The organism is Clostridium sp. DFI.5.61 (genome assembly GCF_024462915.1).
Lineage (GTDB): Bacteria > Bacillota > Clostridia > Oscillospirales > Oscillospiraceae > Lawsonibacter > Lawsonibacter asaccharolyticus.
This window is the reverse complement of the sequence record NZ_JANGBZ010000009.1, coordinates 17782-42504: the sequence shown is the minus strand read 5'-3', so window position 1 is coordinate 42504 and position 24723 is coordinate 17782. Positions and strand designations below refer to the sequence as shown.

At 51.2% G+C, this 24723-nt stretch carries 45 protein-coding genes and 1 tRNA gene; 3 read left to right on the top strand and 43 right to left on the bottom strand.

The genetic code is table 11. The annotated features are described in order from the left end of the window. Position 1: 1 nt before the first annotated feature. The 24 genes from NE584_RS06655 to NE584_RS06540 form a co-directional block, all read right to left on the bottom strand. Positions 2-559 carry a hypothetical protein gene (locus NE584_RS06655; protein WP_256182327.1) on the bottom strand — a complete coding sequence of 186 codons (558 nt, stop codon included), beginning with the start codon at positions 557-559 and terminating at the stop codon, positions 2-4. A gap of 16 nt (positions 560-575) precedes the next feature. Then, positions 576-1187: a hypothetical protein gene (locus NE584_RS06650; RefSeq protein ID WP_256182325.1), complete on the bottom strand. Its 612-nt coding sequence runs from the start codon at positions 1185-1187 to the stop codon at positions 576-578. Beyond that, a complete protein-coding gene (locus NE584_RS06645; protein WP_256182323.1) occupies positions 1180-1344 on the bottom strand; it encodes a histidine kinase in 165 nt (54 codons plus the stop codon). The genes NE584_RS06650 and NE584_RS06645 overlap by 8 nt, the downstream gene beginning before the upstream one ends. Positions 1345-1459: 115 nt before the next feature. After that, positions 1460-2038 (bottom strand): cell wall hydrolase, encoded by a 579-nt coding sequence (locus tag NE584_RS06640; RefSeq protein ID WP_256182321.1) that lies wholly within the window; start codon positions 2036-2038, stop codon positions 1460-1462. A 10-nt stretch (positions 2039-2048) separates the two neighbouring features. After that, positions 2049-3014 (bottom strand): DUF6353 family protein, encoded by a 966-nt coding sequence (locus NE584_RS06635; protein ID WP_256182319.1) that lies wholly within the window; start codon positions 3012-3014, stop codon positions 2049-2051. A 2-nt stretch (positions 3015-3016) separates the two neighbouring features. Next, positions 3017-3541 (bottom strand): hypothetical protein, encoded by a 525-nt coding sequence (locus NE584_RS06630; protein ID WP_256182317.1) that lies wholly within the window; start codon positions 3539-3541, stop codon positions 3017-3019. Then, the gene (locus NE584_RS06625; RefSeq protein WP_256182315.1) at positions 3531-3656 is read right to left on the bottom strand and encodes a hypothetical protein; all 126 of its coding nucleotides are present in this window, start codon (positions 3654-3656) and stop codon (positions 3531-3533) included. Before NE584_RS06625 ends, NE584_RS06630 begins: the two co-directional genes overlap by 11 nt. A 15-nt stretch (positions 3657-3671) precedes the next feature. Next, the gene (locus tag NE584_RS06620; RefSeq protein ID WP_130849639.1) at positions 3672-4286 is read right to left on the bottom strand and encodes a hypothetical protein; all 615 of its coding nucleotides are present in this window, start codon (positions 4284-4286) and stop codon (positions 3672-3674) included. After that, on the bottom strand, positions 4286-4651 hold the full coding sequence (locus NE584_RS06615; protein ID WP_256182312.1) for a hypothetical protein: 366 nt from the start codon (positions 4649-4651) through the stop codon (positions 4286-4288). Before NE584_RS06615 ends, NE584_RS06620 begins: the two co-directional genes overlap by 1 nt. A 79-nt stretch (positions 4652-4730) precedes the next feature. Beyond that, positions 4731-5018 carry a hypothetical protein gene (locus tag NE584_RS06610; protein ID WP_024723726.1) on the bottom strand — a complete coding sequence of 96 codons (288 nt, stop codon included), beginning with the start codon at positions 5016-5018 and terminating at the stop codon, positions 4731-4733. A gap of 72 nt (positions 5019-5090) precedes the next feature. Beyond that, positions 5091-5855, bottom strand: a complete 765-nt coding sequence (locus NE584_RS06605) for a DUF6353 family protein (RefSeq protein ID WP_256182309.1) — start codon at positions 5853-5855, stop codon at positions 5091-5093. 32 nt (positions 5856-5887) lie between these two features. Further along, on the bottom strand, positions 5888-6190 hold the full coding sequence (locus NE584_RS06600; RefSeq protein WP_024723728.1) for a hypothetical protein: 303 nt from the start codon (positions 6188-6190) through the stop codon (positions 5888-5890). A 34-nt stretch (positions 6191-6224) separates the two neighbouring features. After that, positions 6225-6401 carry a hypothetical protein gene (locus tag NE584_RS06595; RefSeq protein ID WP_256182307.1) on the bottom strand — a complete coding sequence of 59 codons (177 nt, stop codon included), beginning with the start codon at positions 6399-6401 and terminating at the stop codon, positions 6225-6227. A gap of 63 nt (positions 6402-6464) precedes the next feature. Further along, entirely contained in the window at positions 6465-7283 is an 819-nt protein-coding gene (locus NE584_RS06590; protein WP_256182306.1) for a DUF6353 family protein, read from the bottom strand. A gap of 13 nt (positions 7284-7296) precedes the next feature. Next, positions 7297-7869 (bottom strand): hypothetical protein, encoded by a 573-nt coding sequence (locus tag NE584_RS06585; RefSeq protein WP_195308509.1) that lies wholly within the window; start codon positions 7867-7869, stop codon positions 7297-7299. A 21-nt stretch (positions 7870-7890) separates the two neighbouring features. After that, positions 7891-8355, bottom strand: coding sequence for a hypothetical protein (locus NE584_RS06580; protein ID WP_256182302.1), 465 nt, complete (start codon positions 8353-8355; stop codon positions 7891-7893). 17 nt (positions 8356-8372) lie between these two features. Further along, positions 8373-8684 (bottom strand): hypothetical protein, encoded by a 312-nt coding sequence (locus tag NE584_RS06575; protein ID WP_256182301.1) that lies wholly within the window; start codon positions 8682-8684, stop codon positions 8373-8375. Positions 8685-8688: 4 nt separating this feature from the next. Further along, complete coding sequence (locus NE584_RS06570) at positions 8689-9147, bottom strand: Bro-N domain-containing protein (protein ID WP_024723733.1); 459 nt, start codon at positions 9145-9147, stop codon at positions 8689-8691. Positions 9148-9162: 15 nt separating this feature from the next. Then, positions 9163-9726 (bottom strand): DNA-directed RNA polymerase subunit alpha C-terminal domain-containing protein, encoded by a 564-nt coding sequence (locus NE584_RS06565; RefSeq protein ID WP_256182300.1) that lies wholly within the window; start codon positions 9724-9726, stop codon positions 9163-9165. 46 nt (positions 9727-9772) lie between these two features. After that, positions 9773-9843: transfer RNA gene (locus NE584_RS06560), tRNA-OTHER, on the bottom strand. A gap of 170 nt (positions 9844-10013) precedes the next feature. Continuing rightward, positions 10014-10229 carry a hypothetical protein gene (locus NE584_RS06555; RefSeq protein ID WP_024723735.1) on the bottom strand — a complete coding sequence of 72 codons (216 nt, stop codon included), beginning with the start codon at positions 10227-10229 and terminating at the stop codon, positions 10014-10016. A 97-nt stretch (positions 10230-10326) separates the two neighbouring features. Next, complete coding sequence (locus NE584_RS06550) at positions 10327-10476, bottom strand: hypothetical protein (RefSeq protein ID WP_165449855.1); 150 nt, start codon at positions 10474-10476, stop codon at positions 10327-10329. A gap of 48 nt (positions 10477-10524) precedes the next feature. Next, positions 10525-10884 (bottom strand): hypothetical protein, encoded by a 360-nt coding sequence (locus NE584_RS06545; protein ID WP_024723736.1) that lies wholly within the window; start codon positions 10882-10884, stop codon positions 10525-10527. Positions 10885-10950: 66 nt separating this feature from the next. Next, on the bottom strand, positions 10951-11286 hold the full coding sequence (locus NE584_RS06540; RefSeq protein WP_130850836.1) for a hypothetical protein: 336 nt from the start codon (positions 11284-11286) through the stop codon (positions 10951-10953). 142 nt (positions 11287-11428) lie between these two features. Between NE584_RS06540 and NE584_RS06535 the strand changes: the two genes are divergently transcribed. After that, positions 11429-11635, top strand: coding sequence for a hypothetical protein (locus tag NE584_RS06535; protein ID WP_024723739.1), 207 nt, complete (start codon positions 11429-11431; stop codon positions 11633-11635). Positions 11636-11674: 39 nt separating this feature from the next. Here NE584_RS06535 and NE584_RS06530 read toward each other — a convergent pair whose 3' ends face one another. The 15 genes from NE584_RS06530 to NE584_RS06460 all read right to left on the bottom strand — a co-directional run bounded on the left by NE584_RS06530 (position 11675) and on the right by NE584_RS06460 (position 16846). Beyond that, positions 11675-11863 carry a hypothetical protein gene (locus tag NE584_RS06530; RefSeq protein ID WP_130849631.1) on the bottom strand — a complete coding sequence of 63 codons (189 nt, stop codon included), beginning with the start codon at positions 11861-11863 and terminating at the stop codon, positions 11675-11677. 116 nt (positions 11864-11979) lie between these two features. After that, a complete protein-coding gene (locus NE584_RS06525) occupies positions 11980-12420 on the bottom strand; it encodes a hypothetical protein (protein ID WP_024723741.1) in 441 nt (146 codons plus the stop codon). A gap of 394 nt (positions 12421-12814) precedes the next feature. Continuing rightward, on the bottom strand, positions 12815-12982 hold the full coding sequence (locus tag NE584_RS06520) for a hypothetical protein (RefSeq protein WP_165449854.1): 168 nt from the start codon (positions 12980-12982) through the stop codon (positions 12815-12817). Between the two features lie 27 nt (positions 12983-13009). After that, on the bottom strand, positions 13010-13231 hold the full coding sequence (locus tag NE584_RS06515) for a beta-lactamase induction signal transducer protein (RefSeq protein ID WP_176927430.1): 222 nt from the start codon (positions 13229-13231) through the stop codon (positions 13010-13012). Between the two features lie 118 nt (positions 13232-13349). Then, positions 13350-13523 (bottom strand): hypothetical protein, encoded by a 174-nt coding sequence (locus tag NE584_RS06510; protein ID WP_256182297.1) that lies wholly within the window; start codon positions 13521-13523, stop codon positions 13350-13352. Positions 13524-13605: 82 nt separating this feature from the next. After that, entirely contained in the window at positions 13606-13818 is a 213-nt protein-coding gene (locus NE584_RS06505; RefSeq protein WP_024723743.1) for a hypothetical protein, read from the bottom strand. A gap of 28 nt (positions 13819-13846) precedes the next feature. Beyond that, positions 13847-14044 (bottom strand): DNA-directed RNA polymerase, encoded by a 198-nt coding sequence (locus NE584_RS06500; protein WP_334260280.1) that lies wholly within the window; start codon positions 14042-14044, stop codon positions 13847-13849. An 11-nt stretch (positions 14045-14055) separates the two neighbouring features. Beyond that, positions 14056-14478 (bottom strand): hypothetical protein, encoded by a 423-nt coding sequence (locus NE584_RS06495; RefSeq protein ID WP_195324380.1) that lies wholly within the window; start codon positions 14476-14478, stop codon positions 14056-14058. After that, complete coding sequence (locus tag NE584_RS06490) at positions 14475-14726, bottom strand: hypothetical protein (RefSeq protein WP_024723746.1); 252 nt, start codon at positions 14724-14726, stop codon at positions 14475-14477. The genes NE584_RS06495 and NE584_RS06490 overlap by 4 nt, the downstream gene beginning before the upstream one ends. 113 nt (positions 14727-14839) lie before the next feature. Next, positions 14840-15037 carry a hypothetical protein gene (locus tag NE584_RS06485; RefSeq protein ID WP_024723747.1) on the bottom strand — a complete coding sequence of 66 codons (198 nt, stop codon included), beginning with the start codon at positions 15035-15037 and terminating at the stop codon, positions 14840-14842. A gap of 80 nt (positions 15038-15117) precedes the next feature. Then, positions 15118-15306, bottom strand: a complete 189-nt coding sequence (locus NE584_RS06480; protein WP_130849626.1) for a hypothetical protein — start codon at positions 15304-15306, stop codon at positions 15118-15120. 316 nt (positions 15307-15622) lie between these two features. After that, positions 15623-15841, bottom strand: a complete 219-nt coding sequence (locus NE584_RS06475) for a hypothetical protein (protein ID WP_024723749.1) — start codon at positions 15839-15841, stop codon at positions 15623-15625. A gap of 82 nt (positions 15842-15923) precedes the next feature. Continuing rightward, positions 15924-16160 (bottom strand): hypothetical protein, encoded by a 237-nt coding sequence (locus NE584_RS06470; RefSeq protein WP_256182293.1) that lies wholly within the window; start codon positions 16158-16160, stop codon positions 15924-15926. Positions 16161-16179: 19 nt separating this feature from the next. Then, complete coding sequence (locus NE584_RS06465; protein WP_024723751.1) at positions 16180-16506, bottom strand: DUF6431 domain-containing protein; 327 nt, start codon at positions 16504-16506, stop codon at positions 16180-16182. Between the two features lie 139 nt (positions 16507-16645). Then, the gene (locus tag NE584_RS06460; RefSeq protein ID WP_024723752.1) at positions 16646-16846 is read right to left on the bottom strand and encodes a hypothetical protein; all 201 of its coding nucleotides are present in this window, start codon (positions 16844-16846) and stop codon (positions 16646-16648) included. Positions 16847-16897: 51 nt separating this feature from the next. On the opposite strand from NE584_RS06460, the gene NE584_RS06455 reads away from it, so the two are divergent. Together NE584_RS06455 and NE584_RS06450 are read left to right on the top strand one after the other, a co-directional pair. Further along, positions 16898-17107: a hypothetical protein gene (locus NE584_RS06455; RefSeq protein ID WP_256182287.1), complete on the top strand. Its 210-nt coding sequence runs from the start codon at positions 16898-16900 to the stop codon at positions 17105-17107. Continuing rightward, complete coding sequence (locus tag NE584_RS06450; RefSeq protein ID WP_256182286.1) at positions 17101-18333, top strand: tyrosine-type recombinase/integrase; 1233 nt, start codon at positions 17101-17103, stop codon at positions 18331-18333. Before NE584_RS06455 ends, NE584_RS06450 begins: the two co-directional genes overlap by 7 nt. Positions 18334-18517: 184 nt before the next feature. Here the strand turns inward: NE584_RS06450 and NE584_RS06445 are convergent, their stop codons facing one another. The 4 genes from NE584_RS06445 to NE584_RS06430 are packed head-to-tail and all read right to left on the bottom strand — an operon-like array spanning position 18518 to position 24675. Then, positions 18518-19633 carry a UvrD-helicase domain-containing protein gene (locus tag NE584_RS06445; RefSeq protein ID WP_256182285.1) on the bottom strand — a complete coding sequence of 372 codons (1116 nt, stop codon included), beginning with the start codon at positions 19631-19633 and terminating at the stop codon, positions 18518-18520. Positions 19634-19647: 14 nt separating this feature from the next. Then, positions 19648-21636 carry an ATP-dependent endonuclease gene (locus NE584_RS06440; RefSeq protein ID WP_256182284.1) on the bottom strand — a complete coding sequence of 663 codons (1989 nt, stop codon included), beginning with the start codon at positions 21634-21636 and terminating at the stop codon, positions 19648-19650. 32 nt (positions 21637-21668) lie between these two features. Further along, a complete protein-coding gene (locus NE584_RS06435; protein ID WP_256182282.1) occupies positions 21669-22775 on the bottom strand; it encodes a restriction endonuclease subunit S in 1107 nt (368 codons plus the stop codon). Next, on the bottom strand, positions 22762-24675 hold the full coding sequence (locus tag NE584_RS06430) for a class I SAM-dependent DNA methyltransferase (RefSeq protein WP_256182281.1): 1914 nt from the start codon (positions 24673-24675) through the stop codon (positions 22762-22764). The genes NE584_RS06435 and NE584_RS06430 overlap by 14 nt, the downstream gene beginning before the upstream one ends. Between the last annotated feature and the right edge of the window lie 48 nt (positions 24676-24723).

Below are 24723 nucleotides of genomic sequence, written 5' to 3'. Positions count from 1 at the left end.
GCTAAATGCCTCCCTCCCTGATGATTTCGCGCAGGTAATAGTTCATCTGATACCAGATCTCCGTGTTCCGCATGTCGCGGCCGTTGTCCACGGTAAAGAGCCCGCCTTCGCCGTTGCGTCCGTACCCGCGTTCCAGGAACCGCTCCAGCGTCTGATCAACAAAATATCGGTCAAACTTCCGGTCGTCCATGGAGCCGAGCCCCAGGCTCACCAGCATACTCCAGAACCACTGCCCCGTCCGGTCTCCGGCGTCGGGGTCGTCCATGATGTGCTCCTCGCAGCGGATGGCGAGGGCGATCATCATTTCCAGAATGCTGCACGGGCGGTCGTCCAGGCAGGACGCGACCATGGCGTCAGAATATAATTGCTCGCGACCGAACCGATATCTAAGGTCGATGCCGTCTTCGGCCCGGTTGCCGTCCATCGGAATCGTATAGGTGAATTCCGTATCGTAAAGCCGCGCAAACAGCTTACGATAGGACTTGTTAGAATATCGGTCGTCGACCACGAGCTGATACATCCAGTCATAATACTGGTCAATCAGTTCATCCCGGGTCAAGCGTCAGACCTCCCTTTCAAATTTTCGGAGGAAGGGTGGAGCGGAATTCCGCGTAACTGCGCAGGTCCCGCAGGATCTCGTAGTCGCACCGCTTGGGGTCGCTCCTGACAAAGACGGAATCCTCCTCGTACTCCCCGAAGTGGTTCAGAGCGTCCCCGACGATATCCTCCGGTTCGTCGATGATGACCCCGTTCTCATCGGAAAGGATGCCGTCGTCAAAATAGGTCAGGCTGATCTGGGTGTAGCCATCCATCTCCCCAAATTCCTCCGGGGAGATGACATAGGGGGCCTCCACCTCATGCTCCGGCTTCGGGGGCACCGAGGTGCGGGAATATCCAACCCGGCTAACCATCCTGGCGTAGTCGTTGATGTCGCCCTTCTCCTGGTTCTTGTTGGCCGCCAAAACGGTTTTGGGCGCCTCCTCCGGCTCGTCCTCTTCGGCCAGATGCTCCTTCAGAGCGGCGATCTCCTCCTTCAGCTGCTGCTCCCTGGCGTAAAAGGCCTGCTTGGCGGAGTCAATCTCCTGCTCGGAGAGCTCGTCGTACCACGTTTTGGCGACGTACCATGCGGAAACGCCCCCCAGTGCGGCGCCTGCGAGAAAGGCCAGCGCTGTGCCAAGTTTACTCATTGTAGTCCTCCTCTTCGTCTTTGGTGCTCATGACGGTAATGGCAAGGCCCCCGAACAGCAGCGCCGCGCTGATCAGGAGCCCGCCGGTGATGTGGCGTTTTCTTTTGGTGTTGACCGCGTAGTCCAGCATGGACACCAGATTTGCAAATCCCTCCATACCGCTTACCTCCTGGACAAAATGGTGACGCCGCCGACCAGGCAGAGGCCCGATACGGTGGCCAGGGCGTAGGACAGCAGGGCTTTGATGCAGGTTTTCATAATGCGCGCCTCCTTTACTCATAACTGGAAAAATAATGCGCCCCCACCTGGAACAGGGGGACGCCGTAGGAATGATAGTGGCCGGTCCGGAAGAAGACCACCTCGCTGTTCGTGCGGTTCTCCAGCTCCTCCCGGACCAGCTGAACCAGCTCTTCCTTCACGTAGCAGCGCTCGATACGCTCTCCATACATGCCGGCAAACTGGTTCTTCTGATAAATCACGTCGTGGACATTGTCGGGAAACCGGGGGTCGTCCACCCGGTTCAAAATGGTGTCGATGACCAGCCGCTGACCCTCCTCCGGCTCGCCTTCCGCCTCCGCCATCACGCAGAGGGCGATCAGGTCGATCTCCTCCTGGGTCAGCGTGACGGCGTCGGGCTCTTCCACCGGTTCCTCCGGCTGGACGACAGGGGCCTTGGAGACCACAGGCTGAGGAATATCAGCCCGTTTCTCCGTCAGGTTGACCTGTTCCGCAACTGCATGGACCGGAGTGACAACCGGCTCCAAAGCGGCGGCAGGCTCATACTCCACGCAGAAGGACGCGCCGGTGAGCATCACAGCGGAAAGCAGCAGGGTCGCCAAAAATTTCTTCATGGCTCAGCCCTCACAGCGTCTGGTGGGTGGCCAGCGCGTCGGTGATGTCGCCCACCACGTTGAAGTCCAGGATAAAGGACCGCTCGTAGCCGTTCACGAAATCCACCGCCTTCTCGCGGCACACCTCGAACATGCCGAAGTCCACAAAGTTGTCCCCCATGGGCTCTCTGGGGTCATAGATCCAGCCCACCACGGCGCCGGCCTTGGTCAGGCGGAAGCCCAGCATCTCATAGACCTCGTTGAGGAACAGGTGGCCGCGGGACTTGAGCCGGTCGTTGGCCTGGGCCTGAAGGGCCAGCAGGTAAAATTTGTTCTGCTCGGCGTCCTTCATGTAGGCGGGGTGGCCTTCGTCAAAGATACGGGCATAGGGGCTGTATTTGGAGGGGTCCCAGCCCTCGGCGGCTACGTCCACCGTCTCCTTGACCTTCTTCTCCTTACCATTCTCGTCCACCACCGTGGTCTCGATCTCCTTGGCCTTGATGTTGTAGCGCAGCTCCTTCTCCACCTGCTCGCCGAACCGCTCCAGCACACGGCCGCGGTAATCCTTAAAGTGTTTGTCCAGGGTGGCATAGGCCGCCGCCAGCGCCATGTTGCGTTTTCTCATGATCTTGTGGCTGGTGAGGATGCAGGTGATGGACGCCGCGCCCAGCAGAACGGCGGGAGCATACAGCCTGATGTACTGGAAGCCGGTGTGGGAGTAGACCTGCATACGGTCGCTGCGGGCGTCCTCCTTGGTGTAGGTCTCTCCGGCCTGGGTAACGCCGGAATCCTCGGCGCTCTGAATCCGCCCGATGTCATCCTGAGTCTTCTCCGCCACCTTGAGGGCCTTGGGGGTGGCTTGACAGGCCATGACGGCGCTCACCACCACGCCGACCACGCCGGCGGCCACCAGGATTTCGGGGCTCTTCTTCTGAAGCTGGAACCCCACCTTGTTGAAGGTCAGGCTCACAGATTTCATGATCTCGTTGGTTTTCATCGTCAAATATCCTCCTTAGAAAATGATCTCGCAATGGATTTATAGATTTTCCCCACGTTCTGGAGATTTCCGTTGAACTCCTCCAGCAGGTCGTCCAGCTTGTCGTCGAATTTCTCGGCGATCTGTTCTTTGGCCTTCTGCACGACCTCCTTCTTGAGCTTGCTCTCGTCGATCCGGGCGATGTACGTGGCGATCTGGTCTGCCACGCCGTCCGAAATCGCGTCATACTTGGCTTTTACCGCCGTGCCCACCTGACTCTCGATCTCCCGCTTCGCGTCGGCCATGACCTCCTCCGTGGCCCGCTTGACCGCAGAATAGGACTCCCGCTCTACGGCCTTCTGAACCGCCTGGTCGATGACCTTTGCGGGAATATCGATTTCGGTGTTGTTGGCCAGATTGTCGATGCTGGTGTCCAGCCGGTCGCACATCACCTTCATTTTTGAGTGGACGCCGATGGCGTAGCCCACGCCCACAAGCCCCAAAATGCAGATGCCGACGCCTACAAACGAATCTGCGTTAATCCGCATGGCGCTCCTCCTCATGCTCTCTCATGTATTCGTAATACTCGGTGTCCGTGGCGAAGAGCATCCACCGGCCGCCCACCAGACCCTTGTAGCCGCTGGAGGTCAAATATCCATACATGGCTGTGGCCTCCTTTTAGTTGATCTGGACCGTCCTCGGAAGCTGCAAGGTGTAGCCTTCCCGGGTCCGGATGACCTTTGCCGACTGAATATCCGTCCAGCCATAGCGGTTGGCCGTGTAATTGCGGCAGGTGATGCCCGCCAGGTCGTAGAGGTCGGCCACTGACGCGATGCCGTAGTTGGCGATGGCCGATTCCAGCTGATCCAGCACCAGCTCGGCGTCCCCGCGGGTCTCAAATATAATGTCGTCATATTCAAAGCCCGCGGCAGCTCTGGGCCGTCCGTACTCTCTGCGGTCATCCCGCCTGTCGTCCCAGTAGGTGAGCCGGGAGCGTCCGTCCCGCTTGCTCCTGCTTCCGCCGATGCGCCCGGAGTCGCCGAAGAGCACAATGCTGATCACGTCGGCGATGGCGTTCTTGATGCCGGGGATAATCACGTCCATCATGATATAGGACTTGACGTTCTCCCCGTCCTCCGGGACAAAGATGTTGACGAATTTCCGGGCCTCACTCTTCTTCCGGGTCTTGGCCGCTCCGGTCACCACCTTTTCCAGCTTCTTTTCCGCTTTTCCCGGTGCGGTAGAATCCGTTCTCTCCCTTGCGCTGTGGGAGTTGTTGGGATACTCTGCCATTACGGTTCCTCCTTGTAAGTGATGGGCTTGGGCTGGGGGAGTGTGATGATATAGCCGTCGTCCGTCTGGACGATCTCCGCCCCGTCCACGGAGGTCCAGCCAATCCTTGTCATCTCGTATTTGAAATCGTGGATGCCGGCCAGCTCATACAAATCCGCCGCCGTTGCGTTGCCGTAGGTGCTGATGAGGGTCTTGAGCCCGTCCAGCACCTGCTCGGCGTCCTCCCCGGTCCCAAAGATGGGCTCTTCGTACTTCACACGGTCGTACCTGTTTTCCACGGCATACCGGATCGCTCTCCGTGTCGCCAGGCTCCCCAGCGCCATACCGCCCAATAACAACAGGGTGTTCTTCAAAATACCTCTCATGATGCAATTTTCTCCTTTCAAAAGCAAAAAGGGAAAGCACCTGAAACAGGTACTCTCCCCCGGCGAACCTCTCTTCTGCTTACTTTTCAGAGTTCCCCTCGTCGGAATCCTCCGCAGTCTCTTCGACATCGGTGTACTCGACGTCTACCGCGTCGGTCCCGGCCTTTCTGGCAGCCTTCCGCTCGGCCAGCTTGGCGCCCGCAAACCCCCAGAGCTTCTTCGCCCCGCCAATCACGGCGTAAGCCAGGAAGCCTCCGACGATTCCTGCGACCAGCGCGCCAGCGTTTCCGCTGTCAACGGCCTCATCGACCTCCACGGTCTCGTCCATAACCTCGTTCTCCATCACTCTTGCGTTCATCTCTTCCATGTCAAGTTCCTCCTTGTAAAGTTAGGTTCATTGGATGGTTCTCCATAATAGGAGATGCAATTTCTGCGGATGTCACCAGCCCAGATAGACCGGCGGGACCCGGTGCCCCAGCACCAGATAAGGGACGCCGTCCACCAGCTGGGAGCTGAAGTCCAGCTCGATGTAGCCCTTGTCGATGTCCCACCCCATGGTCTCTCCGATAGAGTCGTCGCAGGGCTCCAGGCCGATCTCCATCAGAAACTCATTGACGGTGATCTTCACCTCGTCCCGCATCCGCTTGTTCAGCGTGTTTTCCGCCCGGCGGAGGCTCTCGATGTCCGACTTGAAGCAGGTGTTGGTCAGCGGGTCGAAGCAGGGGGTCTCGCCCCGTCCGGTGGAAATGAATTCCCGCTCTTTGACATTGGCCTTCTCCAGCTTGTCCTTGGCCACCGCGTCCCGGATGGCCTGCTCCTTCTTCACGCCGACCACCTCAACCGCCTTGTCCCGGTACTCCTTCAACGCGGTCTCCGAAATGGTGTAGGCCGTGACCAGGGCCGCGTTGCGCCGTGCGCTGATGGAACTGGCCCCGATGATGCAGGCCGCGGAGCATACGCCGGTGATGACCGGGGGAATATAACATTTCCAGGTGGTCTTGACGATCTCGCCGGTGGTCAGGCGCTTTCCGTCCCGGATTTCCTTTTCATCCACCATCCGCAGGGCCTTGGGTGTGGCCTTGACCGCCATCACAGCGGCGGCGGTCATCCCGGCGATGCCGATGCCCGTCAAAATCTCCGGGCTGTGCTTTTTCACGGTTTTCTGCAACGCTTTCAGGGCGTTTGAAATTGCTTGTTTGTTCAAGACGCCATCTCCTCTCATAAATATCAATGTTTTCATCGCTCCAGCTTCTCGATCTCATCGAGGAATCCCCTCACGGTTTCGGCCGCGATCCGAAAGATCCGGTGCTGCTGGTCCGTGACGCAGGTCTCGGCGTATAGCCCCAGCTTCGCGGCGAAACGCTCTACCGTCTCAGAGGCCAGTGTCCACGGGTGGTCCCAGACCTGTTGCAGCAGCTCCTCCACCGCCCAGCGGGAAAAGCTGACTTCCTCCGCCTCGTGCCTGGGCCAGTCGGACCTTGGCGGCTCCTCAAAGCCGTTCAGGACCTCCATGAGAAAGAGGATCGCCTGTTCGTTCATGGACAGCGGCTCCTGCAAAAGCAAAGAGCCCCGGTCAGGGCTCTTTGCTTTCCTTTTCTCCATGTTCACGGGCGGCCAGTGCTTCATTTACCTTCTCCTCGATAATCGCGTCCTGCTCCCTTCCGTCAGCCCAGGCGGACAGCAGTGTGCCGATCCCGCCCAGGGCCATACCTACAAAGGACAATACCTTAAATATCGTTTTCGAGTCCATAAAGTCAAACCTCCTGTTAAATATAGATTCTCCATAATAGGAGATGCAATTTCTGCGGAGCCCTCAGAGCTCCATGTCCTCGTATTCACGCTCGCTTACCGGCGGGAAGGGTGCGTCGATGATGTAGCACTCCACCTCGCCGTTGAGCCCGTCGTCTACCACGGTCTTTTGGTGGTCAAAGTCCACCCAGTAGAGCCCGTCCGAAACCATCCAGCCCACCTCGTCCCCGCCGGGTACCGGCTCGATGCCCAGGAACTCGTAAAACTGGTTCAGGGTAATGAATCCTCCGCCCAGGGCAAAGTTCCGGTTGAGGTGGTATTCGGCCTGGAGCACCTGGCTGATGGTGGCCTGAAAATACCGCTCCGAGATGGCGTCGTAGAATAGCCGCTCTTCCTCGCCGGCGTCCTCAAAGTCCAGAGAGGACGACCCGATCAGGGTGCCCGCGTAGATGGGCTGCTTTTTGCTCTTTTCGGCAGCCAAGGCTTCCATGATCCTCCGGTGGGCGTCTATGCCGTGGAGCTCCTTGACCTTGCGCTGGTAATCGTTGTAGGACCGGCTGACCAGGGCGTAGGCGCTGACCAGAGCCGCCTGCTGACGCCGGTTGAGGGCATTTGCTCCGAAAATACACCCGATTACAGCGATTCCCGTGGCCGCCGCCGGTACATAGCATTGCCAGCAGGCTCCTATCGTCTCCATTCGGGTCAAATTTCCGCCATTTTCCGCCTTTTTGACCGCTTTTGCCGTCTCAATGCGCTTGAGGGCCTTGGGCGTGGCCCTGACCGCCAGAGCCGCCGTGGCCACCACCCCCGCCGCGCTGACAACGGTCAATATCGTCGGCGCCGCCTTCCCGGCTCTGTGGAGCAGGGTCGTTTTTGCATTCACGTCCGTATCCTCCTTAAATATAATCAAAGATGTGGTGCTTCCGGCAGATCTCGCAGAATTCCTCCTGCAAAGCCCGGCGCACCTCCACAACAACCGGGACTGCGGGCGGCTCCGGCGTCTGAATGGAATGACCCAGCTCCTGTTCCACGAAATCCACTACCTTTCCGGCCGTACCCTCCAGAACATAGCCGGTATAAGCGGTAATGACAAGCTTTTCCCGCTCTGTCAGCTTGGGCTTGCGGCGGAACCGGCGGTATTCCTTGAGAAGCTCCTGAATACCGAAGTCCTCGGCGGCCTTCTTCCAGTCCAAATGGCGTTTGTCCGCGTCGAGCACCACCATGCCATACTTGATGGACCGCACCAGCTCCTCCACGCTGGCTCCGTACCAGCACATGTCGCCGATCAGATTGGTGGTCTTGCCCAGCTCGATCTTGTGCTGGTTGGGGTGCTTGAAGACCGGCATTACCTGGCCGGGAATGGCGTACTGGCTCTTGTAGTCAAACTTCTGGAGCTCCTCAAAAGCCTCGTCGGTCAGGAAGGGGCGGATGCCGCGCTCGCTCAGAATATCAAGATAGGTCTTAACCATGATGTTTTCTCCTTTCGAACGTTAAATCTGAATCACTGCGTCGGGATTGAGGACCACAATGGAGTCACAGTCCCACCCATACAAAGCGAGATATAAATCATCGGCCCGCTGGTCTTGGTATTCCTCCCCATACCAGCAGAGTTCAACGGCGTCAATTCCTCGCCGCAAACATTCCACAAAGTCAATTTCCTCCCACATGCCGGACGGAACGTCTCTCACCATCGGAAGCTGTCGCAGATCGTTCAAATTATGAATGACCGCTACTTTTTCCGGATTTCGCATGATAAACTGAAATGAGGGTTCTGCGGCGCAATCCCGAAAGGAATTCTCCTCGCACCATTTGGCCCAGCCGTAGGACGCACGTTTTCTCGATGCCCATAGACCTCCGTGGGGCTTTACCCAGGAGTATTTCGTGTTTACCACCGGAAACCCATGGCTCGGGTCGAAGGCGTCCGCGCCATAATGAATGTAAACTTCTCCAGTCATTGTTTCTCCTTTTCCGTTTAGTCAAAATATAATCCGTCCAGGATGGACTGGGCCGCATCCCTGGAGATAGAAAAGACGAACCGTGGGTCGTCCTCTTTTGCTGTGGCAGACATCCTCTCCACAAATCTCGCTACTACGGCGGTGGGAGAGTCTCCTTCATGCCTGCCAATCTCCTGGAGCAGCTGTTGCAGGGTAAATTTCTGAATGCTGAGCTCTTCAAAATACTGGTCGTTGGGCGGAGCAAGCTGCATGTTGTATTCGATGTCGCCGATAAGATCCTGGATGAAATCTCCCATGACTGCGTCGGGATATCCAATTTCCGCTTTCATGGCGTCAGGGCTCGTAGGGGACCTGCTCCACGTCCCCGCCGGGAACGGTCACCGACCGCATCAGCCGCCCGGTCACCTCGTCAAAGTAGATGGTGTCCGCCATGTGGTCCCAGTCCTCGAACTGCTCCGAGATATTTTTGCCACGGGACCGCCGCAGGGCAATCAGCTCCTCGGCAATGACCCGCCGCCACGCCCTGGCAACCGGCTTCCGACTCTGGGCGAGGACGTTGTAGAGTCCGCTCTCGGTGAGGAACGTCACCCGCCGATGTTGACCCGCCACTTCCGATGACAGCACCAGCCTCTCGTCCTCTTCGCAAAGGTTGGTCAGGTTCCAAATATTGTTCGGCCCATAGTCCATCAGCTCGGCGACGTCCCCCGCCTTGAACAGGGGCTCGTCCAAATCCCGATACACCGGGAGGGTACAGGTCTTGAACTTGATCTCGCCCACAATTTTAACTTCCATGCTCATTTTCTCCTTTCAAATATTGCTCCGTTTGTATTCTTTTGCCCGGTCCCGCAGCTGTTGGAACAGAATATCCGTGAGACCCATCGCAAATTCATTGATTTCCGCCTGCTCCCCGTCTGGCAGAGAGGCAATGCTCGACACGTTATAGGTGGCGAATATGGCCCGCTTTACAATATCCCAGCCCGTCTCTCCGGAAATCCGGTTTGGAAACACAAAGGCGCGGTCCTTGGGATGATGATACGAGCGGTTGAACTCCCTTGCCAATTTGAGAAAGTGCTGATGCGCCGGCCGCAGGAAATCCCTCTGTTTGCACTTTTTGCAGTCCGGACCGGCGTCCGTGAATCCGTTCAGTTCGTATCCGCACGACCGAACCAGCTTCGCAATGTCGTCCAGGGTCTTTTTCCCCGCGCCCCTCGCCTTTGCAATGTCGTCGCGGGTCAAATTCAAAATATCCCCTAACGTGCGAAGACCGAGACGATGCACCAGAACATTGTAGGCGCGTACTGAGAACACATCGTCTTCGAGGTGCTCTCTCCAAAGAATTTCAAGCTCCGTGTCCAGCGGTCGTTTCTCCATGGTAAACTCCTTTCCAAACTTGTTTTTTCTCCATACAAAAGCGAAAGAGAAAGTGCCGGACTCGAACCGGCGGCCTCAGGCATTTCAGCCTGCGCTCTACCACTGAGCTAACTTCCTCTCCATAATAGAAATTGCAAAATCTGCGAAAACCTAAGAGAGGCAGGTGGGTTTCCGTCTTGCGTTGCCTACTACCACCCTCGCTTCGTAGCTCGCTGTATGCCTCTCCACAATAGAACCTGCGGAATCTGCGGAAGAAAGACAAAAGCCCCTGTTATGGGGCCTCTGCCTCAGAGCCCGATGCTCTTCAATAATTTGTCAAGCTCTTCCTTTGTGAGCTCCAGATCGACGTCCAGATGTACGTGTGTCTTTTCATCAACCACCGTTGTCCGCAGCCGGTTGAGCCGAATATCCATATCGTAGCCCAGCTTCTTACGCACAACGGTCCTTGCGATTTTTGATACAAGTCCTGTTGTAAATTTCGATTCCAGTCTCATTTCGTCCATGCCCCTTTACCTCCTTTTACGAGCATCGTTCTCCGTAATAGGAGCTGCGAAATAAGCGCAAAAATAAAAGGAAAAGCCCTTGTCTGGGCCGTTCCCTTTAATAAATCCAGTTTTCTTTTGCAAAGAACAGCGGAACTGCAATCATCCCGATAAATACCAGCGCCGTGGCGTCCTGCTCCAGGAATGTCGGAACACTCCCGCAGAGCATCAGCCCCACAGCGTACAGCTTGTTCTTGAATGTTTTCATAAACCGCAACCCCTTTCAAAATCAGTTGGTTTCTCATAAAGGAGGTTGTCAAATCGGCGTATGGTCGAAGACCGTCTCCCAGGGCTGCTTGGGCAGGGGCTTCATCTTCAGCGCCCACATGATCTGCCGGATAGTCACGGTGGGGTAGAGGCCGTCCGTACCCGTCCCGGCCCGGCGGTCAAAGAACGCCCGAAACCGGGGGTGCAGATATAATGGGTCCGTCAGCCACTCGTCTACCTCGGCCCAGAAGGTGTGCTTCGTCTCCGGGTCGTACCGCTGCTGAATCACCGCCAAGCCCCGTTCGCCGACAAGGAACAGGGTGCAGTGGTTATAGACCGGATGGTCGCAGCAGTAGCGCTGTCCGTACATGGAAAGATAAATGGGCGGCTTCTCGTAGTGATAGCGCATGTCTGCCTCCAAATATAAAAGAGGAAAAGCCCCTGTTACAGGGCTCCTCCTCTACGTTGGTCATGCTTAGTCGTCGAACATTCTGCACGACGGCTTGCAGTAGGGGTATGGGCCTCCGCACGCTCTGCACCCGGCGGGCGGCATGTCGTTCCGGAAGACCAGGTAGTCATCGCCTCTTTCATCCTGTACGAGCTCCATCGGATCTCCGCTCTCATACTCGTACTCCATCTCGTCAATCTCCCATCCGCAGGACGGGCAGGCGTAAATATCACAACCTCCTCTTGGGTCTTCTCTCCGGTCCATCACCGCCCCGCACCGGTTGCAGATCGCGAACCCCCGGTTCAGGTAGTCCATCAGTTCGTCTCCTGCCGGCCGAATGACCTTTTTACCCTTCTTACGCATTTGCATTACCTCCTAAGTCGTCCGGGCCTTGCGGCTCCGGCTGATATTGAGGTAAAGAGCGCTCTCTCCTCATAAAACGCCTTGTAAATTTGGCGAGGACTATGGTAAAATGGAGACATCCTTTATGTATGGAGGGGCGAATATGGCTGTTTGTATAGAATGCGGCAAAGAGTTTGATGTTGCCGCCGTGAGACGAAAGCTCAGTCGAGAATATTATAAGGGTGTTTACGACGATCAATACCCAGACGCCAATGTTTGCTATGATTGCGCTCTTCCCGACATCAGCGCCAGTTGGGGGACAGGAGAAGACCAAATCAAAGACATGGGCTCCGGTTGGGACCCTGACTAAAAAAGCAAGAGTCTTCGTCAGACCCTTGCTATTGCGGAGTTATCCGTTTGGAGTGCGTCTTTTCTCGTCAATGATTTTGAAGTTATTGATCCATTTTTCCATCAACGCGATGGGCTCTCGCATAACCGCCGCAATTTCTTCTGCATTTTTCCCAGCGTCATATAAGCGGCGTGCACGCCCAATGCGTAGAATCAATTTTGAACGTTTCAATTCTTCTGTCATTTTCATTTGCGAAACCTCCTTAAATTCAGATTTCTCCATAAAACACCATGCCGAATATGCGGATAAAACGAAGAGACTGTGCTGTCTGCACGGCCTCTTCATTTTCTTTTCGAGCCTATTCGTTACTTTGTCGGCCGAAAACGGCTGAACAGATTCCTGAACGTGGTGGACGAGTAAACCCCGGACTCCTCAAACTTGAATCCCCGTCTCATCCAGATGCCGTAGAACATCAGCGGCAACACCAGTTCCGCGCCGGCCACCGCAATGCGCACATACCGGTCGATCTTCTGCTCCCGAAGCTGACGGTTCTGAAGCTCCTCCTCACGGGCGCGGTCGGCATCCTTGCAGGCAAGCTCCTCCCTGCGCTGTCTGCCGTCCATCTCCCGCCGCTCGGACTTCTCATCCACGTCGGCCTGGGCCCTGATCTCCTCGATACGCAGCTTGTGCAGCGCCGCCAGATCCCGGATCGCTTTCGCTCTCTCCTCGTTTCCGGACGGAAGGGTCCGCAGATTCGCGAGCTCCGTCTCGATCACATCATCCAACAACGTTTTAATCTCTGCCATATGCTTTTTCTCCTTTCAAAAATCAGAATTGGCTCCATAATAGCCGATGTTATTCGTGCGTACCCGGCGTTCGATGTCTCTTGCGGCCGCAGGGCTGTGGTGCTATACTCATAAAAAGAACTATTATTCTTCGGAAAGGATGGCTTATACCCATGACGATTTATGCTACGCAAGAGAGACCTGGCCGTGTCACGCATAGTTATTATTGGAATGAGTATCGCCTGGAAGATGGCCAAATTGTCCTTTACAGATATGGACGGAAAAGGATTTTCGATGGTCGGGAAAACGAATGGGTCCATTCCGAACGGCGAAAGACCTCCTGGACCATTGACGATCCTGATTTGCCGGATTGGTTGCACAAGTATATATCGAAATGAAAAGAAAGGGGCGCCCGTTATCGGACGATCCCCTTCTTTTTCGCGTATTTCAACAATTCATCGTCATCTCTGAGAAGGTCGTCGCCCATATCGACCCCTTTCCAAATCATACGGTCTCCCAGTTCCGTCAAGCAGGAGCCGATATCGACCAGCCACTGTGTCATCCAGAGTTTCAATTTCTTCATTACAATACACTTCCATAAAGGCCTATGTCATTCGTGCGGCAGGAAGTCCTTTACCTTGACCCGGAAGACCACCCGTTTCTTCCGCATAACGGTTCGTATATCCGTATCCAGCTCAAGATATAAATGAGGGCCTTCGTCCGCAAAATCGGAATGGTCCACCCGCAGGTCGCCGACCGGACGATCCTGGAACAGACGCATACCGATCAAAATTCCGATACAAAGCGCCGCAATCGCTGCAATAATCTCCAAATTCAACCCCTCCTTTGACACTGTTTTCTCAAATTTTCCACCCGGGAATTTTTCAGGATATCACTCTAACACGCTTTCCGGCCGGCTGCGTATGGAAAATAGAAAGCAAAGGGCCTGCTCAGCCCTTGCTCTTGGATTTGAGTTTCCATTTCAGCTGTTCCAGCTTTGTGGAAGCCGCGTTCCTGACCTCCGGAATGGACGCCAATGCGACCGCCATCGTAACGGTGGGCACGATCACCTGTCCGATCCAAAGCCTCAGCTCCCGGCTTGCCTCGATTTGCTTGTAAGTCATAATGGTATCACCTCCATAATAGCCGCTGCCGTTTCTGCGAAATACAAAAAGGAAAGAGCCCGCGTTTCCGCAGGCCCAATCCTTACTCTTCGTATTCTTCTAATGCTTTTTCCAATTCGATGATGTGCGCTATCCGAAGTATGATTTCATCTAATTCGTCCTCAAGCGCAAAACTGTTTTCCCATAAGTCTTCAAATCCACCCGGGTTCTTGTCATTTTCCCGAATGAATCGGACTAACTGTTTCACAGCATTGAACTTGTTGTCCGCCACCTTTTCCAAAATCGTTTTCTTCATGGCATTTCACCTCCATAAAGGAGCCTGCCTATTCCGCGGACTTGTCCTCGTACACAACCCGTTTCCTTAGGGCACTCCATGGAACATACCGCTCCTTCCGGCAGACCGGGCACCAGAACCGGCTTGTCTTTCCGCCGATGTCCACCAGATCGCCGCAGTCGGCCTCCAGCCTGCTCCCGCAGTTCGGGCAGTTGAACCGGTAGCATTGCCGGACAGCCACGTCCACAACCCGCAACTTCAATCCCTCCTCTTGCTCAGCAGCCAGAAGAACCGTCTGTACGCGGCGTAATAGACGTCCCGGCAGCAGGGAATATCGTACTTCATCTTCAGCGCATCGTAGGACAGCCCCTCGGTCACGCCCCGCAGCAGATAGGAGTAGAGGTCGGGCTCCGCCTCGATGGCCGCCTGCTCCACCATCTCCATGCGCTCCCCGAAGAATATCCGGGACTGGGCGCACCGCTCTGTTGGGTCGCCCTTCATCTGCCCGCAGCTCACAAAGACCTGGAGGTCGGCCGGCCGCCTGCTCAGCCCATCCAGGGCCAGTCGTGCCTTTTTCCAAATGGGGTATTGCAGGCAGAAATGCTTCAGCTCGTAGTAGCGGTGCTTGCCGATCCAGTAGGGGTTCTTCTGCGAAAGCTCCGGGCGCATGTCATTTCTCATCGTCGTTCTCCTCTCCAGAAATATCCGGTTTCCTCGTACAATCGTTTTGGCGAGATGTAGAAATTGATCCGGCCGTACCGGGAATCCATCTCCTCAATGCTGGCCACCAGATTGCCGTTCCGGGTCGCCTTGCCGATGGGCAGCCAGCCGGAGATAATTCCGGCCCTCACCCAGGACGCGTCTTTTCCATAAACACGGGCCACCACCGCCACAGGGACGGAGCCCGGATGGAACTCTTGTTCATTCATCGGCGTCTTCCTCCTTTCAACGGCTATTCTAAGGGCGCAGCCCCGTTTTCGTAAAAACAACCTCGGTGGAAAGAAAAAGAGAAGGAGCCGCCTGTTACAGCGGCTCCCGCCCTTTAGAAACGATTCCTTTTCCGGGCCCAATGGTTGAACGTCTTTCCAACCGTCTTCCGAATCCCGATCCACCAGGCCGGCTCAAACATGGCAATGATATACACCGCGCTGAAAATCGCGCCGATGACTGTCACAATGCCGCTGAGTTTGAGATATCCGCCCCAGGTGACCGGCTTCTCTGTCCATTTCTGCTTGTTCATCCTTGATTACCTCCTAAAAAGTTTTGTCTCCATAAAGGAGACGGCCTTTTGTGCGGATGAAAAAAGGAAGAGCCGCTGCGTCAGCGGCCCCTCTTTGCCTTCTTGAAGTCGACGAATATGATTTTGTCTGACTTCGGGTGTGTCAGTTTGAGCTGTACCATTTGAAACTTCCTGTTCAGAACCTTCGTCCATAGTGCCGCGCCTGCCGTGGATACCGCGCCCACAACCGCGAATGTTCCGATCGCGCTGAGAATTTTCCTGGTGTTCATAACCTTCACCTCCATAAAGGCCCCTGTTGAATCGGCGCGAAAAAAGAAAAGGAAACGACTTCAGGGTCGGCCCAACGAAAACCGTTGCCCGGTGGGTGCCATCTTTTATTAAGTTATTACTTGGCGGCACGCCTTCGTGTCTCACCGCTGGATTTCCACCAGCATCTATCCGTTTCCTTTCCATAATAGGAATTGCAAAATCTGCGGGGCCCGTTTTCTAACTTAGGTTAAACCGGGCTAATCTAAATTAGAAATATAACCGCCGGAGACAAAAGAAAGAGCCGCCGCGAGAGCGGCTCAATCTGTTTTGGCCTGTTCAATGGTCCTGTTCCAGCATATCAGCGACCTTTTCCGTCATGCTTTCGTATTCGTCCGGAAACGTCTCGCACATCCAGCGTTGGCAGCCGCGCACACCTCTGCCGTACAAAAACTTGCCCCACAGAAATGCTCCGGCTGCAATGGCCAGTGTGCCCAAGCCTACCCGTCCGAAGTCTTTTGCCATGACTTTGGTGTTGAGTGCTTTGATTTTGTCCATTGAAATCACCTCCATAAAGGGCTGTGCAATTCCTGCGTCCGAAAAAGAAAAGAGCCGCCTGTTACGGCGGCCCGATCCTTTGTCAAACATCCCTGCTCAGGAATATCTCATTTCCACGACGCCATACCTTGACCGGACGCTTCGACCGCTTGATGGCCGCAGCCAGACAAGACCGGCAGACCGCCGGGGATTTATAATCGGTCTCGCTAAATTCCACCTTTACGATTTTAGCGTCGCCGTTCGTAAACTCCTCGATCAGCTCTTGCAGCTTGTGATAGCCGTTCATCTTCGGTATCTGGTCCACAGGTATCAGTTTCATGCTCATTTACTCCTTTCGCTTATGGATTTCTCCATAATAGGAGCTGTGCTTTCTGCGAAAGCCACCGGAGCATGGTCATCTCGCAGGGGTAATCCTCGAACCCCAGGGTCTCGCAGGTGATAAGCCCCTCCAGTACGCCGAATATCACTTCGGCCTCGTACTGCTTGTAGGGGAAGAACAGACCGCCCAGTTCCCGGTGGATTGCCCCGCAGCCGGAGCACCGCAGGCGGCGCATGGGAACTCTGGAGGTTTGCCGCCCTTTCGTCCGTACCAGTCTGGGCACGCTGTCGTAGTATTTCAACCGTCCGCCGCACCGGGGACAGGCGGAGCACTCGTTCATCACCATATCCAGCCCTCAAATCTTAATCAAAAATATTGTGTAGGAATATGCTTGACAATTCGTACACTTATCATATATGATTAGAGCGGGCGGCGCAAGGGGCAAAAAGAAAAGGAGCCGCTGATTAAGCGACCCCAATTCCTATTTAGTTCTTTTGCTTGTGTGCTCTGATGATTGCCCTTGTGATCTGAACGCCAGCAATAATCGCCGCGCCAATCATCATACCATGGATCACATTTTTGGCGCCTTGTCTCATTCCTTCGTTATAAAATGCTGTCAAAGCCGCCCCATGCTTATCCAAAAGCAAATTAAGCTCGTCGATTTGTGCATTCGTCATGTATTTCATATAGAACACCTCCATAAAACCCACTGTAAATCTTGCGAAAGGAGACACCCAATGAAGAAACACGTGAACCCAGCCAAGCATTTGCATGAAGTCTATACTATGCAGGGCGGCGTAAAAGAGTACAACAAAAATCAGCGAGCCTGGGGTGCGCTACTATTTGCGGGCAGCGTTTTTCTACTCCATGCGGTAGGCGGCCGTATCGTTGACAAAATCGAACGCCGAGAAATTAAAGCCTTGAAAAAGAGGGATAACCTATGCTGACCCAATGCCCAGAGTGCGAATTGCCAGTGAGCGATAAGGCAAATGCCTGTCCTCATTGCGGATATCCTCTGAAACCTTCTGAAAAAATAAAAAGACCTCGCAAATCCAACAAGCGACGGCGATTGCCGAATGGCTTTGGTCAGATCAGTGAGATCAAAAATCGTAATTTGAGAAATCCATTCCGAGCCATGGTAACTGTGGGGAAAACTTCTGATGGCCGACCCATTTGCAAACCGCTCAAGCCAGAATCATACTTTGCCACCTATAACGACGCTTATGCCGCTCTGGTGGAATATAACAAGAATCCGTATGACCTCGGAACAGCCATCACCATGCAGGAGCTCTATGACAAGTGGCTTCCAGAATACGAAAAGACCGTCAAGAGTACAAAGGCGGTGACCAGCGCCTGGTCTTACTGTTCGGCAGTTTACAAGATGCGAGTTATGGACATTCGAGCCCGTCATGTAAAAGGCTGCATGGAAGAGGGCGTGGCCACTGTTCGAGGCAGAGAGCAGCATCCAACAGCCACCATGAAGAACCAAATCAAATCCATGTTTAACATGATGCTGGACTATGCGTTGGAATATGAGTTAGTGGATCGAAACTATTCCAGAACCTTCAACCTCACGGAAGAAACCGTCAAAGAGATCCAGAAAGTAAAGAAGGGGCATATCGCTTTTACAGATGATGAAATGGAATTACTCTGGAATAATATCGATGAGAAACATGGTATCGACATCCTGCTTATCCAGTGCTACTCCGGCTGGCGCCCTCAGGAACTGGGACTACTGGAACTAAAGGATGTGGATTTAGAGAGCTGGACATTTCAAGGCGGCATGAAGACGGATGCCGGTGAGAATCGTGTTGTCCCCATTCATTCCCGTATTCAGGACCTGGTACTCAAAAAATATCGAGAAGCAGAAGCAATCGGAAGCCCGTATCTGCTTAACTGGGCAGACCCCAACAACCGAAACAAGAAGAACTTTGAGTTGACCTATGCTCGGTATCAGAAAGCCTTCGAGCGTATCCGTGATGAATTGAAACTAAACCCCGAGCACCGTCCTCACGATGGTCGCACCCACTTTGTGACCATGGCAAAACGCTATGGGGTGGATGAGTATGCCATCAAATATATGGTAGGTCACAAGATCTCCGACATCACAGAAAAGGTCTACACTCGCCGCGAATTTACTTGGCTTCGAGAGGAGATTGAGAAAATAAAATAGACCTTGCCAAGCTCGCTTTCAGTATAGGAATATAGGTGTAGAAATAAAACCAACCACATCAAGAAGTGTAGGAATATGGTTGTATGAATGGTACAGAAATAATATACGAATTACCTACACTTACCCGCTTTTAACTACTCGTATCTGTTCTAAAAACCATTGGTATTACAGCAGTTAACAGCACTTAGAAGCAGGTAAAAGTGTAGTTAGTTTCTATTATAAAGAATAAGAGAAAAGGATCCTCTTTGTTGCGAAGCCCATCACCCAAAACATCCAAAAGTTGTTCATACCCCTGTTGTGTTGCAAGAACCTTATGCGTAATCATTAGAATTTTAAGGGATTCATCATTTGGGATGTCCTTCTTTATTTTTGCTTCTATTTCATCCAATCGTGATTTTAATACCTCAGGAGGCAGCTCTCCCTTGAAATTGCGGTCTGTGCGCCGAGCGCCGTTGTAATCCTCGCAGGTAATTACAACAACCTCTCCGTCAAATCCATCAATCGCAGATTTTTGGGGTAAGTCTGGACGAATATCATTGAGAAGTTGTACTATTCTCGGTGCGGATCTAAAATTCGAACTTTTCTTGATTACATCGATATTGTCATGTTCTATTGCGCCACAAGCCTTATTGGATTGGTAGATTGTTTGCCAAGCATCACCGAAAAAACCGAATTGCGGGCCAATACCATTTGCAATAAAATAATCAACAAATCGGTCAATTATAGGCTTATAAGAGTCCTGATATTCATCAATTAGAATTAAAGGATACTTGTCCGCAAACACACGGCGAAACTTAGCGTTATCTAAAAGTAGGCAGAATAGTTTTAGAACATCGTCGTGATAAAGGTACTGAATTCCATTTTCTTTGTAGCGATGTCCCAAAGTGTATGCAACTTCTATAACCTTATTAAAATCGCCCTCATCCGTTAGAAAGTCAGGATTAGTTGTGACAGCATCAATCAAAACGCTCTGATATTGTTTGATAGCATTCCATGCAAAGGAGTGGATTGTGGAAGGGAGAATAAACGAATCTTTTGCAAGTCGCTCTGCAATCACGTCTACTGCTGCATTTGTATAGGTGATACAGACCACATTCTGTTTTTTTCGACTGTAATCAGACCATTTATTTGCCTGTATCCATTCAATTACTCGATTCAGAGAGTAAGTTTTGCCAGAACCCGCACCTGCTTCGACACGAAAACTGTGCCCGGTCTTAAGTGTTTCAATAATCTGTGCATCAACCTTGTCAGCTTCAGCTTTTGCAAGATCATAGTTTGCACCTGTATGCTTTCCACCCATGTACTGGCACCTCCTTACTCAAGAACTCGTTGGTTATTTAGCCATGTTAATCCCGATTTTATGTACGCCGGAACGCAATAATCGGCGCATTCACAAATAAGATCGAGAGCAAAATCCGTTTTGCTTTTGCCCTTAAATTCAAGATCTTCTTCGCTTGTGCTGTCGCCTAAATCGTAGTGCTTTCGGTTGACATTACGAACCGCTTCCTCCAACGAGTGTCCACACAATCCGTTTTCGGCCGTTTGGAACTCAATATGGCATTTGCCCCTGGTCTTGTCATCCGGAGACATCGAGGTGATTACTGTGAGGTCGATTTTTGATGTGTCGTTCTCTGGAAGACCCTTATTTCTGCGGATCCACCATTTTATGGTTTCGTTCGATGTTGTTTCCCCTTGGCTAACCACTACGGACTTTTTTACTACTTTTCCACCTTTGCTTATTCGGTCTGCTACAGAATCCAAATCAGTAAGAATCAGACATGGTACTCCCAAAAATTCAATAAATGGAATGAATTTATGTGCATAGGCTCCACCGATCTCAATCAACGCATAATACTGTGCAGATAAAGGATACTTACCGGAACCAAACACTCCGGTCGCTTCACACTTCTCAATCATGTCCGGCAGCAACAAACGCTCGGAAGCACCTTCAACAAAAATCGCTTTATCAGCAAATAACAAATCACATTTGGTCAAAGTTAAATACTTCCGAATGAAATTTACATTATCAGAGTTGGTCTGAGCAAAGGTGTTCAAATTCTTGTAAATCACACCGGCATTAGACTTTTGCGCATAGCGAACCTTTGCGAACTCCATGGTGTTTGCTATGTGAGCAGAATGCGAGGTTAGAAAAGTCTGGATTTGGACATTAGAGAGCTTGCCAAGAAACTTTTCCAAATATGTGGCAAAAGCGGTCTGCATTTGCGGATGCATATGTGATTCCGGTTCTTCAATGAAGAGCAGTGGAACACACGCAATACCACGTTTTTCAATATCCCTGGCAAATGCAGCAAGGAGGAACTCCATTTTGATCAGATTTTTATAGCCAAGGCCATTGTGAGAACTCGGCAAACTTTCGTTTGCTGTGCCGGAAATATACGATAGCTTGGTTTGATTCTTGATCTGATCGTCGATGCTGAGCTGCGTTGTAACCCCAAGCTTTAATTCCTCTATGTTGGGATAACCAAAGCCAATAGAACTGTTCACAACGGAACTCAGAATTTCATCACTTTGCTTTTGAACATCTTTATTGGCTTTTTCGACTATTGTACGCAACATCTTGATTTCTTCTGCAACTTCCGGATCCAAATCTGCTTCGCTCATATCAAAGAAACCAGAAATTAGCGAGCCAAGAGAACTGTTATGCGTGTCATCTTCACCAAGAACTCGTTCGGCAGGAATGGTATGGAATGGGAACAAATCATGTAATTCTTTTTGGCTTTTTACTTGTTTGTCCTCCATGTTGTTTGGATTGATGGCATATACGGTTAATCCAAATAATTTATCGAAGTTATCAGCAAGTACCTCGTGCGCTTCTTCACTCGGTGAAAAAGCGCCGTCCTTATAATAGCTGCTTTCCAAGAGCGCCCACAAGGTTTTTTCGTCGGTTTTTAGCCGATACTCTGCACGAATCAGAGCTGTTGTTGTGTTCACATCGACATCGATAATGAAAGGTGACAAAGCCCCCAAATTATCATCCGGGTCATCTAACGAATAGTCTACCAGGAAGTCTATGGAGACAACTTCGATCTGCTTACAAAGTTCCTCATAAGAGAGCTTTTTCTCCATAAACAGCGCAATTTTGGTGTAGAAATCTTCCCGCCTGAATAGTGGATAGTCGTTGAAAGATACAGTCTTTCCCTCCAGTACATTTCCAATACAGGAAAAACACGATGTTTTGGCTGTATTGTTTCTACCCACAATTAAGGTTGTCTTGGGATCGACCTCTAGCTCGGCATCAATAAGCAATCTGTAATTTTTAATTCTGATTTTTGATAATTGCATATTTGCCTCCGTTTTTTATCTGTAGTAAGCTGTCAATTGTCTGTAGCTACCGTATCAGTTTTTTCTTTTGAATCAAGATATGACAAATACTGCTTATACTTCCGGATCATCAGATTTTTGGCATACTGCTCCATATACTCGTAGTCAGGAACACCATCATCGGTAACTGGAAGCATGATTCTGGTGTTAGCCATGCGTTCTGCGTTAAATTTATACAGGTAGCCAAACTTGCTTTTCTGCTGCAGAATGGCAACCTTCATAAACAGTAACACAAACACATTGTCTTCATGGTGCTTCAAATGGAATCTTTTAACATCATCTGAGAAAATGCACTCATAGGGATGGTAGAAGCCAATAACCATACCGTTTCCATTGTAATTGACACCGAGTACATTTTTATCCAGGGATGCATTAGTGTCATTCACAAAGCGTGCAACGCCGTTATTTTTATCCAAAGCACCAATAAAAGGGCGATTGCCAGAGGTCGAGTGTGCAGATACTAATCTTTTTCCAGGCAGGATACTAAATATATCAGATATCAAAAAAGAATCCCATTTCTTTTGGGCAATAGATGGAATTTCGCCGCCTTCACCCAGCTCCTTAATTCGCTGAACGAGGTGATTCCGGTATTTTCCAAGTAAAGTCTTCCTCTTTTGAAATATATATTCTGACATATATTCATAGTCTGGAATTCCCGCATCAGAAACAGGAAGCATTGCTTCAAGTCGTTTCATACGACTTAATGTTGCACCATTACCACCCCAGTTGAACTTCGCATCCATTTGTTTTTTAAGAATAGTGACGTAAAAATGTGCACTATCCTCATTAAGCGAGTCACCAGTTACTATTTGAATATTCTGACCTGTAACAAATTTATGTGGCTGATAGAATACGGTTTGAGTGTCAAGACCGACCGTAATGCAGCCAGCCTCATCAGAACCGAATTCATAGTTGTTTTCGCTAACAAATTGAGCTATTCCATTTACAGCTTCGGAGCGTGTAACATATGGAACACGTTTCTCATTTCCGTCTAATAAACGAATGCTATCTATACTGCTATCAGTTGTAGCAATGCGTAAAAAGCCTTTTTTGCCAAATACGTCAAATTTTTCCCACTTCTTCTCATCAAGTTCCTTCACTAACATCACCACCTTCAAAAAGGTATTCTCGATTCTGCATAATCATAGAGAACTCAAATGTTAAATAGTCCCCAATAGATTTCTCAAAATCGGCATCAGTAGGTATTTCGTCATTAAAATAGAAGTAAGAATGTAACCATTCATCTGAAGCTTTTACAGTGGACTCAACACAAAATTTTGATGCAGCCTTTGTGCGTCCAAACCAAACATCCAACAAATGCTGTTTTTTATCTTTAGCAGAATCTCCTTCAACAAGACCAACATGAGCACGCACTTCATAACCATCATTTCTGAAATCAATAAATTTGCAAATCTTATCATCAGGATGTGGCTCATGGGCTGTAAAGACTGCAATAACAGGGTTAGTGCCTACGCCATAGAAAGTATCTGTATTGCAGGTAATGACACCCTCCAATGTATGGTGTTTCAGAATATTTTCCTTAAAGGTTTGTTCGTCTTTGGTCTTGCCGGTCATGGACGATTGAGGAACAATTACCGCAGCCCTCGCTCCTTCGGTCAAGGAATCGAGCAAGTGCTCCACGAAAGATAATTCATACTGCGACGGATCGGCTTTGGTCCCCTGAGAATAAGGCGGATTCATCATACCAACAGTTGCACCTTTAAGCTGTACTTGGGCAGGATTTTGACGTAGGAAGTCCTCACATTTGATGTTGCTGTTGCCGTCATCCCGGAGGATCATGTTGGTTGCAGCGATTGCGAACATATTACTCTGGAGTTCAAAGCCGTGCAGCTGCTTCTTTTTAATGTTCTTACGCTTGACCTGATCGGTACCGGCCTTTTCAAGCATATGGTGCATTGCAGCAACCAGAAAACCGGCAGTGCCGCAGCAAGGGTCAAGAACAATATCAGAGGGCTGAACATTTAGTAAATCACAGAATAAATCACAGATATGACGTGGGGTTAGAACGATGCCTAATGTCTGGCCGTCACCGCCAGAATAGCTCATAAATTCGCCATAGAATCTTCCAATGAAATCCTCGCTGGAACTGCGATACTTAATGTTGTCAAAGACATTCTTCTTCAAGAACTCGGTGTAGAATTTAAGCGGCGTTTTGCCCAGCTTGGCATCGATTTCATTCAAACGAGCGCTTGTGCGGATGATAGAAAATTCACTCATCAGCTTGTCACGTTTTGCATCAGGCCCAACATTGGATGCTTTGAGGCGACGCTGAATCGCATCGTAAATCAACTGGCCGTCAGTGGTTGTTTCGTCACCGAGCAAATCATCGGGTTTGAAGAATTTGTCATCCAGTGCCAGAAGAATACCGGAGACCACCAAAGGCTTGTCCTGATCCTTCAGGGAGCCATAGGTGCGCAGATATTCGTGCAGCTCTGCCGCATCTTTCAGAATTTCCTCCGTAGTCTTTTCAACATCGGTCTTTTCTGCCAGAACGTAACGAGTATAGTATTCGTTGATATTGGCAGCAGTGAAGGATGTAAAGGATTCAATATCGGGGAGCTGCTTATAGCCATCTCTATCATCCACATACAGTGGAGTGATTCTATGGTGCTTTTCATCGCCAGAAACGCCGATTGCAAAAATCTTATGGAAGCTGCTATTCTGTGCAATGTGCTTGGCGTAAAAATATGCCCCATTAACAGCGTAATCTGCAATATCTTTCTGATCGACAGACAGGATTCCCGTACTGGTCAGCTTCTGGTGCTTGGCAAGATCAGCTTTATCCTCAATGACGATAACAAAGTCTTTTACAACTGCAACATACTCCGGATATCCGGCATTGCCAGTACCTCGCTTTGATGCACTCTGTAAAGCATCGTTAATTTCCTTAACATCACTGCCTTGCGCATCATATTTAATTTTGGAGTCGTCGAGTTGACGAGCGACCCACAAATCGGTTTTAACTTCTTTCTTTGCCATTTCATTTTCGCCCTTTCTAAGTATCTGTAAGGACATATTGCCTAATTT

Excerpts from the sequence above, each read along its gene's own strand:
- NE584_RS06430 (WP_256182281.1), bottom strand. The coding sequence starts at position 24,675 with ATGGCAAAGAAAGAAGTTAAAACCGATTTGTGGGTCGCTCGTCAACTC.
- NE584_RS06610 (WP_024723726.1), bottom strand. The coding sequence starts at position 5,018 with ATGGAAGAGATGAACGCAAGAGTGATGGAGAACGAGGTTATGGACGAG.
- NE584_RS06570 (WP_024723733.1), bottom strand. The coding sequence starts at position 9,147 with ATGGAAGTTAAAATTGTGGGCGAGATCAAGTTCAAGACCTGTACCCTC.
- NE584_RS06485 (WP_024723747.1), bottom strand. The coding sequence starts at position 15,037 with ATGAACAAGCAGAAATGGACAGAGAAGCCGGTCACCTGGGGCGGATAT.
- NE584_RS06460 (WP_024723752.1), bottom strand. The coding sequence starts at position 16,846 with ATGAAATACATGACGAATGCACAAATCGACGAGCTTAATTTGCTTTTG.
- NE584_RS06630 (WP_256182317.1), bottom strand. The coding sequence starts at position 3,541 with ATGCGGATTAACGCAGATTCGTTTGTAGGCGTCGGCATCTGCATTTTG.
- NE584_RS06475 (WP_024723749.1), bottom strand. The coding sequence starts at position 15,841 with ATGGACAAAATCAAAGCACTCAACACCAAAGTCATGGCAAAAGACTTC.
- NE584_RS06480 (WP_130849626.1), bottom strand. The coding sequence starts at position 15,306 with ATGAACACCAGGAAAATTCTCAGCGCGATCGGAACATTCGCGGTTGTG.
- NE584_RS06455 (WP_256182287.1), top strand. The coding sequence starts at position 16,898 with ATGAAGAAACACGTGAACCCAGCCAAGCATTTGCATGAAGTCTATACT.
- NE584_RS06490 (WP_024723746.1), bottom strand. The coding sequence starts at position 14,726 with ATGAATGAACAAGAGTTCCATCCGGGCTCCGTCCCTGTGGCGGTGGTG.
- NE584_RS06535 (WP_024723739.1), top strand. The coding sequence starts at position 11,429 with ATGGCTGTTTGTATAGAATGCGGCAAAGAGTTTGATGTTGCCGCCGTG.
- NE584_RS06645 (WP_256182323.1), bottom strand. The coding sequence starts at position 1,344 with ATGGAGGGATTTGCAAATCTGGTGTCCATGCTGGACTACGCGGTCAAC.
- NE584_RS06565 (WP_256182300.1), bottom strand. The coding sequence starts at position 9,726 with ATGGAGAAACGACCGCTGGACACGGAGCTTGAAATTCTTTGGAGAGAG.
- NE584_RS06505 (WP_024723743.1), bottom strand. The coding sequence starts at position 13,818 with ATGAAGAAAACGATTTTGGAAAAGGTGGCGGACAACAAGTTCAATGCT.
- NE584_RS06525 (WP_024723741.1), bottom strand. The coding sequence starts at position 12,420 with ATGGCAGAGATTAAAACGTTGTTGGATGATGTGATCGAGACGGAGCTC.
- NE584_RS06510 (WP_256182297.1), bottom strand. The coding sequence starts at position 13,523 with ATGACTTACAAGCAAATCGAGGCAAGCCGGGAGCTGAGGCTTTGGATC.
- NE584_RS06635 (WP_256182319.1), bottom strand. The coding sequence starts at position 3,014 with ATGAAAACCAACGAGATCATGAAATCTGTGAGCCTGACCTTCAACAAG.
- NE584_RS06650 (WP_256182325.1), bottom strand. The coding sequence starts at position 1,187 with ATGAGTAAACTTGGCACAGCGCTGGCCTTTCTCGCAGGCGCCGCACTG.
- NE584_RS06520 (WP_165449854.1), bottom strand. The coding sequence starts at position 12,982 with ATGAAGAAATTGAAACTCTGGATGACACAGTGGCTGGTCGATATCGGC.
- NE584_RS06585 (WP_195308509.1), bottom strand. The coding sequence starts at position 7,869 with ATGGTTAAGACCTATCTTGATATTCTGAGCGAGCGCGGCATCCGCCCC.
- NE584_RS06465 (WP_024723751.1), bottom strand. The coding sequence starts at position 16,506 with ATGGTGATGAACGAGTGCTCCGCCTGTCCCCGGTGCGGCGGACGGTTG.
- NE584_RS06470 (WP_256182293.1), bottom strand. The coding sequence starts at position 16,160 with ATGAAACTGATACCTGTGGACCAGATACCGAAGATGAACGGCTATCAC.
- NE584_RS06530 (WP_130849631.1), bottom strand. The coding sequence starts at position 11,863 with ATGAAAATGACAGAAGAATTGAAACGTTCAAAATTGATTCTACGCATT.
- NE584_RS06580 (WP_256182302.1), bottom strand. The coding sequence starts at position 8,355 with ATGACTGGAGAAGTTTACATTCATTATGGCGCGGACGCCTTCGACCCG.
- NE584_RS06640 (WP_256182321.1), bottom strand. The coding sequence starts at position 2,038 with ATGAAGAAATTTTTGGCGACCCTGCTGCTTTCCGCTGTGATGCTCACC.
- NE584_RS06615 (WP_256182312.1), bottom strand. The coding sequence starts at position 4,651 with ATGAGAGGTATTTTGAAGAACACCCTGTTGTTATTGGGCGGTATGGCG.
- NE584_RS06450 (WP_256182286.1), top strand. The coding sequence starts at position 17,101 with ATGCTGACCCAATGCCCAGAGTGCGAATTGCCAGTGAGCGATAAGGCA.
- NE584_RS06595 (WP_256182307.1), bottom strand. The coding sequence starts at position 6,401 with ATGGACTCGAAAACGATATTTAAGGTATTGTCCTTTGTAGGTATGGCC.
- NE584_RS06620 (WP_130849639.1), bottom strand. The coding sequence starts at position 4,286 with ATGGCAGAGTATCCCAACAACTCCCACAGCGCAAGGGAGAGAACGGAT.
- NE584_RS06625 (WP_256182315.1), bottom strand. The coding sequence starts at position 3,656 with ATGTATGGATATTTGACCTCCAGCGGCTACAAGGGTCTGGTGGGCGGC.
- NE584_RS06440 (WP_256182284.1), bottom strand. The coding sequence starts at position 21,636 with ATGCAATTATCAAAAATCAGAATTAAAAATTACAGATTGCTTATTGAT.
- NE584_RS06550 (WP_165449855.1), bottom strand. The coding sequence starts at position 10,476 with ATGAAAACATTCAAGAACAAGCTGTACGCTGTGGGGCTGATGCTCTGC.
- NE584_RS06495 (WP_195324380.1), bottom strand. The coding sequence starts at position 14,478 with ATGAGAAATGACATGCGCCCGGAGCTTTCGCAGAAGAACCCCTACTGG.
- NE584_RS06555 (WP_024723735.1), bottom strand. The coding sequence starts at position 10,229 with ATGGACGAAATGAGACTGGAATCGAAATTTACAACAGGACTTGTATCA.
- NE584_RS06575 (WP_256182301.1), bottom strand. The coding sequence starts at position 8,684 with ATGAAAGCGGAAATTGGATATCCCGACGCAGTCATGGGAGATTTCATC.
- NE584_RS06545 (WP_024723736.1), bottom strand. The coding sequence starts at position 10,884 with ATGCGCTATCACTACGAGAAGCCGCCCATTTATCTTTCCATGTACGGA.
- NE584_RS06540 (WP_130850836.1), bottom strand. The coding sequence starts at position 11,286 with ATGCGTAAGAAGGGTAAAAAGGTCATTCGGCCGGCAGGAGACGAACTG.
- NE584_RS06600 (WP_024723728.1), bottom strand. The coding sequence starts at position 6,190 with ATGAACGAACAGGCGATCCTCTTTCTCATGGAGGTCCTGAACGGCTTT.
- NE584_RS06445 (WP_256182285.1), bottom strand. The coding sequence starts at position 19,633 with ATGGGTGGAAAGCATACAGGTGCAAACTATGATCTTGCAAAAGCTGAA.